Here is a 10,030-nt window from a genome sequence, read left to right on the forward strand (position 1 = left end):
AGCCAGCGGTCGGGCTCGAAACTTGCGGCCTCCATGCCCCAGCGGGCGCCATCATCGTCCAGCCGCGAAATCCAGAATCGGTCCGCCTCGTGCGGGCCTTCGATCGGCAGGCCCAGTTCCTTGGCCAGCATCCCCGCCTGCCCGCAATGGTCGAGATGGCCGTGAGTGATGAGGATCTTCTCCAGCTCCACACCCGCCTTGGCAACGCCCGCCTTCAGCTTGTCGAGATCGCCGCCGGGATCGACCAGCGCGGCCTTGTTGGTGGCGGTGCACCAGATCAGCGAGCAGTTCTGCTGCAGCGGCGTCACCGGCAGGATCGCGGCTTTCATGGGAGACATTCGGGGGGAGGTCGTTTCGGTCATATGGAAGGAAATGGATCACCAGTGGTCTGCAGACAAGGCCAGCCGAGCCGAATTCGTGGCCGAAAAGTCAGAAGTCGAAAGACCGGCAGAAATTATTGTTGACGCCCGTACACAGCTGTTGGTGCATGCTTCGCGTCATTCTCACGCCCTCGCACTCACGGTTGTACTGCCTGATGACCGAGTTGATCCCTGCATTCGATCGATTCATCGCAGCCACCATCGATTTGAACCTGGACTCTTCCTGGTCCGAATACACGCCGTAGCTCCTCCAGGATTCCACGGCTGACGACCATCGACTGGTCGCACTCTGATGGCCTCCGATCCTGCTCGACTGCGCGATGCATTGCACCGCCTCGTTGACATCCAGCGTGTCACTGCTCTGGTATGCGCGAGCATCGTCGCCCACCATTATCGACACAGCCATTGCCGCAACACCGATGGCAGCCAGGCCGGCAAGCTTGGATCGGATCATAGTTCTCACCCCTTCTCGTCCGGTTGTTATCCCTAGGCTAGCCAGTCGTCGTGCGGGATCAACCCGGATGGCGAGCCGACGGGTTTCGTCGAGGGCGGACCGGCCTGCCACCTCGGCAGGCCTTCTCACAGGGGGGGCTCGAACCGGTTTGATTGCCGCGCCGAGCGCGAGTATCCCGCCAATGGAATGTCGGGGGAGAAAGTCATCATGCAAACCCATCTCGTCCTGTTCGCGTCGGTCGGCACGCTAGTCCTTGCCGGCTTCCAGTCGACCAAGCCCGAAGCGCCGGTCGGCTCGGCCACGACCAAGCAGCAGCGCGCCGCTCTAGCCGAAACGGACGAAGATGGCGTGCCGATGCTGGTGAACGCGGTGTGCGGCAGCTGCCATGCGGTGGCGCCGGGTACTCTCTCCCCGCTCCCGCAAGCGCCGACCTTCCCCGCCATCGCCAACCGCGAAGGGCTGACCCGTGCAACGCTGACTGCCTACCTGCGCGATGCGCACAACTACCCGGACATCATGGATGTGGGGCTGGATGACGAGGACGTGCGGCTCGTGGCCGACTACATGATCTCCTTGCAGGACCCGGACTACCGCGCTCCGCCATCCTGAGCGCAGGCATTCACTGCCCCCGCAGGAACACGTCTTCCACGCCTGTCTCGAACGCATCGGCGATGGCGTAGGCCAGCGAGAGCGAGGGATCGTAGCGCCCGTTCTCGATCGAATTGATCGAGTTGCGCGACACGCCCACCCGCTCCGCCAGTTCGGCCTGGCTCCACCGGCGCTCCGCGCGCAGCACCCTGATCGTGTTCTTCACGCGGCAGCCCTACTCGGAGCGCGACTTGCGCGCACGCCAGATCACGCTCAGCACCATCGTGCACAGCGCCTGCGCCAGCACGACCGCCATGAAGCCGAGCGTGAAGGCCATCACGACCAGCGTGGGATCGGGATCGGGGATCCCGGCCATCGTTGCGCTCAATCCGATAATCGCCCCGTGAACCGGCGGCAGGGCCAGCAGGATCGCAACAATCCCGCCACCCGTGATCCAGCCCCATTGGCTGGCGAAGCGCGAGGCGGTGCGATGCCACTCATCCATCTTGCGGTCCTCGATCACCGCCAGCGCAAAGCTGGCCAGCACCGTGATTGTCGCGGCGATACCGGCGAACAGGTAAACGATGCCGTCGGGTTGGTCCTTCAGCCAGGGTATCGCGGCGAGAAAGCTTGCAGGAGCGAGCACGGCGAGTGCCAGCGCCCATTTCTTGCTTCCGGAGTTCAGTAACGTGGTCATGCGCATCTCCCTGCGGTTCGATCGCCGCTGGAGTGCATGCCAATAGTATTTGGCACTACACCAAGCAGCCTTGTCTTAGTGACAGGTTTGCTTTGCATGATTCGGTCCGGAGGTCAAGCGTGTTGCCGCCGGATGGGCAGGTGCGATGATCTCACAAACGCCCGCTCTTCCACACCACACGGCCCAGCACATCGACCTCTTCCAGCGAAACCTCGATCGGCGGGTAGGCGAGGTTCTGGCTCAGCAGCGCGATCCGTCCGGCCCCTGCGCTCGCCAGCCGTTTGACCATCAGCGCATCGCCCATACGCACCACGTGCACCCCGTCACGCTCGAACCGCGATCCGCGATCGACCAGGATCTCGTCCCCGTGGCGTAGCAGCGGCTCCATCGAATCGCCCTCCACGGTCAACGCAGAGAGCATTTTGGGATCGAACCCGTTCTCGCGCAGCCAGCGGCCCGAAAAGCCGAAATTGTCGAACGGTTCCTCACCGCCCGCAAACTGGCCGGGCCCGGCGGCGGCGGCGAGGGAGAGGCGCGGGATCGCGTACATGTCCTCGTCGCCCAAGGCGCCTCCCCGGGATGATGCGTAGGATTTATCCTTCGCGCTATCGGGCACCCCGCCCAGCTCGCTTTCGTCCACCCCGAAGAACTCCGCCAGTGTCCGCCGGTCCTGCTCTTCCAGCTTGCGCGGGCTGCCCTTGCGGATGAACTGCTGGAGATAGCTGGAATTGCGCCCGATTAGCGCCGAAAGCCCGGCGAGGCTGGAGCCGCGCGCATGGGCCAGCTCCAGCAGCCGGGCGCGTGCAGCATCGCCACCGCTCGGCGGCTCGGGTGCGGGGTCTTCGCTCATACGCATTTTCCTATAGCAAAAGATTTTTCCTAGACAAGTAGGATTTCGGGGGCGAGCAATCCTTCACCGCGGCAAATGATTCGGTCACGATGAGGGAAAATATGCTGATTCGAAGGATAGAGAAGTTCCTGCGGGAATTCGACATGCCCGCGACGAAATTCGGGCGGTTGGCGGCGCACGATCCGCGCTTCGTGCTGGACCTGCGCAACGGGCGCATCCCGCGCACTGGGACGGAGGCTCGCGTCGATGGCTTCATGAACGCATGGCGGGAGACCGAACATGCGGGCTGATCCCATCTCCCCCGCCCCAGCCCCGCCGATCCGTCGCGGCCATGCCGGGCGGCTAGAAAACGCCTTGCGCAATCTCGCATTGGGGCACGGGACCGTGATCGAGCATCGCGAACGCAGCTGGGCCAGCATCACCTTTGCCGGCACGCGCCACAGCTTGCGCATCGCCTTCGAAGGGCCCGAGGCAATCGAGGGCGGCGAAGCCCTCATCGCGTGCCTGCCCGATCACGAATTCGCATTGCCCGGTCGGCTGGTGGCCGACGCAACGATCTGCGCGGTCGACCATGTGCTGGAGGCTGCGGATGGTTCGGGCCCGCGCCTTGTCGTCACCTGCGAATTCCTGGTGCTGGAAGATGCGTGATCTGTGCGCGGGTTTTTGGTGCCATGACACTGTGTCAGGTGTGTCAGGCCTCAGGCTTTGTCACGTTCAATAGCCTAGCGCGAGATCCATCTGCGGCGCGACCTGCTCGCCCGCATGCCAGCGCGCCAGGTTCTCGATAAAACGGTCGGCGCTGCGCTGGAACATCTTCGTCTGCGCCCTGCCCGAGAGGTGCATGGTGACCTGCGCGTTCTCAAGCTGCCACAACGGGTGATCCTCGGGCAGCGGTTCGGGGTCGGTCACATCGAGCAGCGCGGCTTCGATGCTCTTGGCTTCCAGCGCCGCAACCAGCGCCTGCTGGTCCACCACGTCGCCGCGCGCGAAGTTGACCAATACGGCGCTGCTTTTCATCGCCGCAAGCTCGTCCGCACCGATCATGTGGCGGGTTTCGGGCGTGGAAGGCAGCGCGAGGATTACCCAGTCGAACTCGCCTAGCTCGCCGCGCCATTCATCGGGCTTCAGCGCGCCTTCTGCGCCCGAGCGGCGCACCGGCACCACCTCCATCCCGAAGGCTTCGAGGCGCGGCTTCACGAGCGATCCGATCGCGCCGAGACCGAACAGCAGCACCCGCTCGCCCAGCAATTCGCGCTTGCCCGGACTGTCGAGCAGCCACTCGTGCCGGCCCTGCGCACGCACCACCTCGCGGTAGCCCTTGGCGTGCGCGAGCATCAGCATCACGATATACTCGGCGATGGTGATCGCATTGATCCCCGCCCCGTTGGTGACGATGGTGCCGCGCTGGCGCAGCAGGTCGAGCGGCAGGAAATCGAGCCCGGCATAGATCGAGTTGAGCCACTTCAGGCCGGTCGCGGCAGTCACCGTATCGACCATCGGCTCGGGCTGGGTGAAGTCGAACCAGCCGATCTCTGCGCGCGGCGCCAGCTCGATGGCCTCTTCCTGGCTGGTGAACCACAGCGGCTCGACCCAGTCGGGCAGGCGCGGCTCGACCAGCGGGCGGATCAGCGCGGAAAGAACGGCGGTGGTCATGCGCTCCCCTCCCGCTTGCGGGAGGGGCCGGGGGTGGGTTCCTGCTGGAGCGTTTGGCGGATGATTTCGATCACACCTTCTGCATTGCCGAGTACGTCCTCGTTTGAGAAGTGCAGAACTCGGTATCCCTCGCGAAGCAGCAACTCGTCACGCGACCTATCCCGCTCCGGCTGCACATCGTGCGAGAACCCATCGAGTTCGACGATCACCTTACGTGAGCGGCACAGGAAATCGGCAAAGAAGGGCCCTACCGGCATTTGCCGACTGAATTTCACGCCAAGTTGCGACTTCGCGAGGTGCTTCCAGAGCTCACGCACTGCAGGTGTTGCGTCATTCCGCAATTCACGGGCGCGCTTGGTGTCTCGGTGGGTCCAGTTCGGCACCTCTCGACTATTGCCCACCCCTAACCCTCCCGCAAGCGGGAGGGGGATTGTCAGAGCTTCCACTCCCAGCCGAGCGGATCGCCGTCCATCACCTCGACACCCTTGGCGGTAAGTTCGTCACGGATCACATCGGAAGTGGCGAAGTCCCTATCCGCCCGCGCAGCCTTGCGGCGGGCGAGCGCGTCTTCGATTTCGGCCTCGGTGATCTGCGCATCCTTGGGCCGGATGCGCAAATCTTCGCGAGAGAGTTCGAGCAGGTCGAGGCCGAGAACGCCGTCCAACCCAGCCACCGCTGCCAGCTTCTCACCCGAGTCGACCTTCTTGAGTGCGAGGATGTCCTCAAGAGCAGTGAGCGCGACGGGGGTATTGAGATCATCCGATATTGCTTCGATGAACCGAAGGAGGAGCGGCTCAACCTTCGGACCTGTCGAAGCTGCAATTCCCTCTTCCGCAAGGTCGCGCAGAGGCTGCACCGACATCACCATCCGCTTCAGTCGTGTCAGCGCTGCGCCCAACCCCTCCCACGAAAATTCCAGTTCGCTGCGGTAGTGTGCCTGCAGGCACATCATCCGGTAGGCGAGCGGGTGATAGCCCTTGTCGATCAGCAGTTGCAGCCGCAGGAACTCGCCCGAAGACTTGCTCATCTTGCCGGACCGCTCGACGAGGAAGTTGTTGTGCATCCAGATGCGCGCGCCCGAGTGCGTCGCCTCGTCAAGACCGCCGCACCCGCAGAAGGCCTGGTTCTGCGCGATCTCGTTCGGATGGTGGATCTCGCGGTGGTCGATCCCGCCGGTGTGGATGTCGAACGGAAAGCCGAGCAGCTTGCCGCCCATCACCGAGCATTCGAGGTGCCAGCCCGGCGCTCCGCGACCCCACGGGGACTCCCATTCCATCTGCCGCGTCTCGCCCTCGGGCGTGGTGCGCCAGATCGCGAAGTCAGCGGCATTGCGCTTGCCCTCTACATCGCCGATCCGGCTCTCGCCTTCTTCGGTCTGCGCCCGCGCCAGCCGCCCGTAGTCCTCCACGGTCGAGACATCGAAATAGAGCCCGCTCTCCAGCTGGTAGCAGTGCTTGCCCTCGATTGCCTTCGCGAAGTCGATCATCTCCTCGATATAGTCGGTCGCGACAGACCATTGCGCGGGCTCGCGGATGTTGAGCGCCTTCACGTCCGCCTTGAAGGCCTCCGTGTAATGCGCGGCGATGTCCCAGATCGACTGTTTCTGCTGCGCAGCCATCTTCTCCAGCTTGTCCTCGCCCGCATCGGCATCGTCGGTCAGGTGGCCGACATCGGTGATGTTGATGATGTGGGTGAGGTCGTAACCGCGAAAGCGCAGCGTGCGGCCCAGCACGTCCGCGAACACATAGGCGCGCATATTGCCGATATGCGGGTAGTTATAGACCGTCGGCCCGCAGGTATAGACGCGCGCCTCGCCATCGTGGATCGGCTCGAAGGTTTCGAGCTGGCGGGTCAGGCTGTTGAACAGCTTGAGTTGCGGCGTGTCGGTCATGCGCGCGGACTTACGCGCGGCGCATGGCGCGTCAAGCGATCCCTATTCGAAGCCTTCGAAACGCACATGCTCGTCGAGCGGAATGCGGTTGCGATCGAAGCTGTTCACCGGCGCATCCGGGTCGCGATAGCCGATGCCCATGCCGCAGAAGAAGCGGTGCGTGTCTTGCGAGACGCCGATGTGCTCCATGATCGGATCGGCGTAGTAGGCCATGAATTCCTGCGGGCAGGAATCGAGCCCCTCCTCGCGCAGCAGAAGCATGATTGTCTGCAGCCACATGCCCGTGTCGGACCATTGCGCCTCCTTCATTAGGCGCGGGAAATAGCACAGCAGGAGGACGGGCGCGCCGAAGCTGACCACGTTGCGGCCCGTCGCGGCGGCACGGCCCGCCTTGTCATCGCGCTCGATCCCGAGCGATTCGAACATGCTGGCGGAAAGTTCGTAGAGGCGGCGCTTGTAGCGATCCTCCGCCTTGGGCGCGTCCCAGTCGTAGTCGGGTTGCTGCATGGGTGCAGCGCGCAGCTTTTCGCGCAAGGCGGCGAGTGGCTCGCCGGTCAGGATGGTCGCTTCCCACGGCTGGTAGTTACAGCCCGATGGCGCCCAGCGCGCGGTGTCCATGACGCGGCGGATGGTTTCCAGCGGCACGGGCGTATCGAGGAATTCGCGCACCGAACGGCGCGAAGTGACGGCTTGCGAAACGGACATGGGGTTCTGGCTCATGCCCGCGTGGCTAGCGGGTCTACCCTCTTGCGCCAAGGGCCGTGCCGGGACACGGCGCCCTTGTCAGCCCTTGCCGGGACGCGGGAAGTGCTGGTCGACCAGGATCGGGTTGCCGTCCGGGTCCTCGATCACGAAGGAGGCCGGACCATCGGTACCGGCATCGGCGCGCTGGGCGAAGGCGATGCCCTTGGCTTCCAGTTCGGCCTGCAGGTCGCGCACATCGGTAAAATCGTCGAGCGGAGCGAAATTCGCGATCCGCTCCGCATCATTGGTGAGGCCGGGATTGAAGGTGAGGATGTTCTTCTCGAACATCTTCTCGAAAAGACCGATGATCGTGCTGCCGTTGACGAGGATCGCATAGCCGCCCTCGCCGCCGGTCTTCGTAAAGCCCAGCTTCTCGTAGAAGGCTTGGCTTTTCGCGAGGTCCTGCACCGCAAGGCTGATCGAAAACGCACCCAGTTCCATTGCCGCTCTCCCCGTGGTGAGTTACTGCTGTAACCCAGCAAAAGCCATGCGGCAAATCGATGAGATCATTCTTCGGGAAAGCTCCGAACCACCTCGATCTTGCCGACAATCGCATCGTTGAATGCGTCGATGTCTTCGGCAGGGATCCAATACTCGGTATGGGCTCTGCCACCGGCTTCCTGCACCTCGTACTTGTCGAGATAGTCTTTTTGAACCTTGAACCGGGTCACAAAGCCGGAGCCACTCGCAGGCACATTCCAGTCGCGGGCGATCTTCACCGCGTACTCTTCCGTCGTAACCGGATAGAAGATCGGTTGCTCGGGAAGACGCGGCGGCCATGCCGTCCATCCCGATTCTTCGACTAACTTGAGTTCTTCGGGGCCCGTCGGTCGCCAGAGCGTCACCGTCTCCATGCCTACCCCTCCACCTCGAACAGGTCGGCCATCTGCCCGATCATCGTGCCGCCCAGCTGTTCGACATCCATGATCGTCACTGCGCGCTTGTAGTAGCGCGTCACATCGTGGCCGATGCCGATGGCGACCAGCTGCACGGGGCTGGCTTTCTCGATCCAGTCGATCACCTTGCGCAGGTGCGCCTCCAGGTAGCCTGCGCGGTTCACCGAGAGGGTGGAATCGTCCACCGGCGCGCCATCGGAGATCACCATCAGGATGCGGCGATCCTCGGGCCGGGCGAGCAGGTGGGTGTGCGCCCACATCAGCGCCTCGCCGTCGATATTCTCCTTCAGCAGCCCTTCGCGCATCATCAGGCCGAGATTGCGGCGCGCACGGCGCCACGGCTCGTCGGCCTGCTTGTAGACGATGTGGCGCAGGTCGTTGAGGCGACCGGGCTGCTGCGGCTTGCCATCGGCGAGCCATTTCTCGCGCGTATGCCCGCCCTTCCATGCGCGTGTGGTGAAGCCGAGGATCTCGGTCTTCACCCCGCACCGCTCCAGCGTGCGCGCGATGATATCCGCGCTGATCGCGGCGATGGAGATGGGGCGCCCGCGCATCGAGCCCGAATTGTCGATCAGCAGGGTGACGACCGTGTCCTTGAACTCGGTCTCCCGCTCGCGCTTGTAGGACAGCGAGTGACCGGGGCTGACGACCACGCGGGCCAGCCGCGCGGCATCGAGCATTCCTTCTTCCTGGTCGAAATCCCAGCTGCGGCTCTGCTGCGCCATCAGCCGCCGCTGGAGCCGATTGGCAAGCCGGGTGACGACGTGCTGCAGGCCCGTCAACTGGCTGTCGAGATAGGTGCGCAGCCGGTCCAGTTCCTCGGCATCGCACAGCTCGGTCGCCGCGATTTCCTCGTCGAATTTCTTCGAATAGACCTTGTAGTCGAAATCGTCAGGGATGTCGGTCCAGTGGCGATTCGGGCGCACGGGCATCATGCCCTCCTCGCCGTCGTCCCCCGCATCGTCGCTGTCGCCTTCCTCTTCGGAAAGCTCCGCCTCGCCATCATCGTCCGATTCGCCTTCGGCCATTTCGGAGGCGGCTTCGGGCGATTGCTGCGGCGACTGGTCGCCCCCCTCGTCCTCGTCGGTGTCGTCTTCAGGCGTTTCGCCGTCTTCGTCATCGCCCTCCTCGTCCGCATCCTCGGGCGAGGTGTCCGCGCCCTGGATGAGGTCGAGCTGGCGCAGCATCTCGATCGAGAGTTCCTGGAATGCGCGCTGGTTGTCCAGCTTGTCCGCCAATGCGGAAAAATCGCCGCCGGTGCGCTCGTTCACGAACTTGCGGACCAGATCGACGCCCTTCCTCGCGCGTTCGGGGATCGGCTGGCCGGTCAGCGCCTCGCGCATCATCAGCGACACGGCGGAGGAGAGCGGTACGTCGCGCGCTTCAGTGGCGCGGGCAATCGGATCGCTGGCAGCGCGCAGCTCGGTTGCCGCGGCGAGGTTCTCGCCCACGCCCGCGAACCCTTGCGCGCCCAGTGCTTCGTAGCGGACCTGCTCGACCGCGTCGTAGACGGCGCGCGCGACCGGATCGCCGGGTGCTCCGGAATCGTGCAGCGCGCCATCGTGCAGGCGGATCTTGAGCGCGAAGCTATCGGCAAAACCGCGCGCTTCGGCGGCCTGCTCGGGCGGCAGCTGGCGGCCGGGCAGAGGTACGCGAAAATTCTTGCCCGCCGCGCCGGGGCGGTCCGCACTCCATGCGACCTCAACCTCGGGCTCGCGCGCGATCGCCCGCGCGCCGCCGGTCAGCGCCCGTTTGAACCGGTCGAGAGGGGTCTCTTCGCTCAGCTTTCAGCCCCTACAGGATCGACTGCCCGGTGGACTGCCAGTCTTTCAGGAAGCCCTCGATCCCCTTGTCGGTCAGCACAGATCGGAAGAGCA

Annotated in this window: 15 protein-coding genes; 3 read left to right on the forward strand and 12 right to left on the reverse strand. The window is 64.1% G+C overall.

Features of this window, described 5'->3' with window-relative positions:
• Together ACEQXE_RS05990 and ACEQXE_RS05995 are read right to left on the reverse strand one after the other, a co-directional pair.
• A partial coding sequence (locus tag ACEQXE_RS05990) for an MBL fold metallo-hydrolase (RefSeq protein WP_370178044.1) occupies positions 1-329 on the reverse strand: 329 nt, incomplete at its 3' end.
• 100 nt (positions 330-429) lie between these two features.
• Complete coding sequence (locus tag ACEQXE_RS05995; protein WP_370178033.1) at positions 430-834, reverse strand: hypothetical protein; 405 nt, start codon at positions 832-834, stop codon at positions 430-432.
• 207 nt (positions 835-1,041) lie between these two features.
• On the opposite strand from ACEQXE_RS05995, the gene ACEQXE_RS06000 reads away from it, so the two are divergent.
• Complete coding sequence (locus ACEQXE_RS06000; protein WP_370178034.1) at positions 1,042-1,443, forward strand: cytochrome c; 402 nt, start codon at positions 1,042-1,044, stop codon at positions 1,441-1,443.
• A 10-nt stretch (positions 1,444-1,453) separates the two neighbouring features.
• Here ACEQXE_RS06000 and ACEQXE_RS06005 read toward each other — a convergent pair whose 3' ends face one another.
• The 3 genes from ACEQXE_RS06005 to ACEQXE_RS06015 all read right to left on the reverse strand — a co-directional run bounded on the left by ACEQXE_RS06005 (position 1,454) and on the right by ACEQXE_RS06015 (position 2,969).
• Complete coding sequence (locus ACEQXE_RS06005) at positions 1,454-1,648, reverse strand: helix-turn-helix transcriptional regulator (protein WP_370178035.1); 195 nt, start codon at positions 1,646-1,648, stop codon at positions 1,454-1,456.
• A gap of 9 nt (positions 1,649-1,657) precedes the next feature.
• Positions 1,658-2,119: a hypothetical protein gene (locus ACEQXE_RS06010; protein ID WP_370178036.1), complete on the reverse strand. Its 462-nt coding sequence runs from the start codon at positions 2,117-2,119 to the stop codon at positions 1,658-1,660.
• Between the two features lie 151 nt (positions 2,120-2,270).
• Positions 2,271-2,969 (reverse strand): helix-turn-helix transcriptional regulator, encoded by a 699-nt coding sequence (locus ACEQXE_RS06015; protein ID WP_370178037.1) that lies wholly within the window; start codon positions 2,967-2,969, stop codon positions 2,271-2,273.
• A gap of 101 nt (positions 2,970-3,070) precedes the next feature.
• Here ACEQXE_RS06015 and ACEQXE_RS06020 point away from each other — a divergent pair, with 101 nt between their 5' ends.
• Together ACEQXE_RS06020 and ACEQXE_RS06025 are read left to right on the forward strand one after the other, a co-directional pair.
• Positions 3,071-3,259: a hypothetical protein gene (locus tag ACEQXE_RS06020; RefSeq protein ID WP_370178038.1), complete on the forward strand. Its 189-nt coding sequence runs from the start codon at positions 3,071-3,073 to the stop codon at positions 3,257-3,259.
• Entirely contained in the window at positions 3,249-3,617 is a 369-nt protein-coding gene (locus ACEQXE_RS06025) for a hypothetical protein (RefSeq protein ID WP_370178039.1), read from the forward strand. Before ACEQXE_RS06020 ends, ACEQXE_RS06025 begins: the two co-directional genes overlap by 11 nt.
• Positions 3,618-3,683: 66 nt before the next feature.
• Here the strand turns inward: ACEQXE_RS06025 and ACEQXE_RS06030 are convergent, their stop codons facing one another.
• The 7 genes from ACEQXE_RS06030 to cobT form a co-directional block, all read right to left on the reverse strand.
• The gene (locus ACEQXE_RS06030) at positions 3,684-4,622 is read right to left on the reverse strand and encodes a D-2-hydroxyacid dehydrogenase (protein ID WP_370178040.1); all 939 of its coding nucleotides are present in this window, start codon (positions 4,620-4,622) and stop codon (positions 3,684-3,686) included.
• A complete protein-coding gene (locus ACEQXE_RS06035) occupies positions 4,619-5,005 on the reverse strand; it encodes an endonuclease domain-containing protein (protein ID WP_370178041.1) in 387 nt (128 codons plus the stop codon). Before ACEQXE_RS06035 ends, ACEQXE_RS06030 begins: the two co-directional genes overlap by 4 nt.
• A 50-nt stretch (positions 5,006-5,055) precedes the next feature.
• On the reverse strand, positions 5,056-6,513 hold the full coding sequence (gene cysS, locus ACEQXE_RS06040) for a cysteine--tRNA ligase (protein WP_370178042.1): 1,458 nt from the start codon (positions 6,511-6,513) through the stop codon (positions 5,056-5,058).
• 42 nt (positions 6,514-6,555) lie between these two features.
• Positions 6,556-7,233, reverse strand: coding sequence for a nitroreductase (locus ACEQXE_RS06045; protein ID WP_370178043.1), 678 nt, complete (start codon positions 7,231-7,233; stop codon positions 6,556-6,558).
• A 63-nt stretch (positions 7,234-7,296) separates the two neighbouring features.
• Positions 7,297-7,698, reverse strand: coding sequence for a VOC family protein (locus tag ACEQXE_RS06050; RefSeq protein ID WP_370032351.1), 402 nt, complete (start codon positions 7,696-7,698; stop codon positions 7,297-7,299).
• A gap of 65 nt (positions 7,699-7,763) precedes the next feature.
• A complete protein-coding gene (locus ACEQXE_RS06055) occupies positions 7,764-8,111 on the reverse strand; it encodes a hypothetical protein (RefSeq protein WP_370032349.1) in 348 nt (115 codons plus the stop codon).
• Positions 8,112-8,113: 2 nt separating this feature from the next.
• Positions 8,114-9,937: a cobaltochelatase subunit CobT gene (gene cobT, locus ACEQXE_RS06060; RefSeq protein ID WP_370178045.1), complete on the reverse strand. Its 1,824-nt coding sequence runs from the start codon at positions 9,935-9,937 to the stop codon at positions 8,114-8,116.
• Between the last annotated feature and the right edge of the window lie 93 nt (positions 9,938-10,030).

The sequence above is a fragment of the Alteriqipengyuania sp. genome, from assembly GCF_964222115.1.
GTDB lineage: Bacteria > Pseudomonadota > Alphaproteobacteria > Sphingomonadales > Sphingomonadaceae > Alteriqipengyuania.

Coding starts and splice junctions, on each gene's coding strand:
- ACEQXE_RS05995 (WP_370178033.1), bottom strand. CDS start 834: ATGATCCGATCCAAGCTTGCCGGCCTGGCTGCCATCGGTGTTGCGGCA.
- ACEQXE_RS06000 (WP_370178034.1), top strand. CDS start 1,042: ATGCAAACCCATCTCGTCCTGTTCGCGTCGGTCGGCACGCTAGTCCTT.
- ACEQXE_RS06010 (WP_370178036.1), bottom strand. CDS start 2,119: ATGACCACGTTACTGAACTCCGGAAGCAAGAAATGGGCGCTGGCACTC.
- ACEQXE_RS06015 (WP_370178037.1), bottom strand. CDS start 2,969: ATGAGCGAAGACCCCGCACCCGAGCCGCCGAGCGGTGGCGATGCTGCA.
- ACEQXE_RS06020 (WP_370178038.1), top strand. CDS start 3,071: ATGCTGATTCGAAGGATAGAGAAGTTCCTGCGGGAATTCGACATGCCC.
- ACEQXE_RS06025 (WP_370178039.1), top strand. CDS start 3,249: ATGCGGGCTGATCCCATCTCCCCCGCCCCAGCCCCGCCGATCCGTCGC.
- ACEQXE_RS06030 (WP_370178040.1), bottom strand. CDS start 4,622: ATGACCACCGCCGTTCTTTCCGCGCTGATCCGCCCGCTGGTCGAGCCG.
- cysS (WP_370178042.1), bottom strand. CDS start 6,513: ATGACCGACACGCCGCAACTCAAGCTGTTCAACAGCCTGACCCGCCAG.
- ACEQXE_RS06045 (WP_370178043.1), bottom strand. CDS start 7,233: ATGAGCCAGAACCCCATGTCCGTTTCGCAAGCCGTCACTTCGCGCCGT.
- ACEQXE_RS06050 (WP_370032351.1), bottom strand. CDS start 7,698: ATGGAACTGGGTGCGTTTTCGATCAGCCTTGCGGTGCAGGACCTCGCG.
- ACEQXE_RS06055 (WP_370032349.1), bottom strand. CDS start 8,111: ATGGAGACGGTGACGCTCTGGCGACCGACGGGCCCCGAAGAACTCAAG.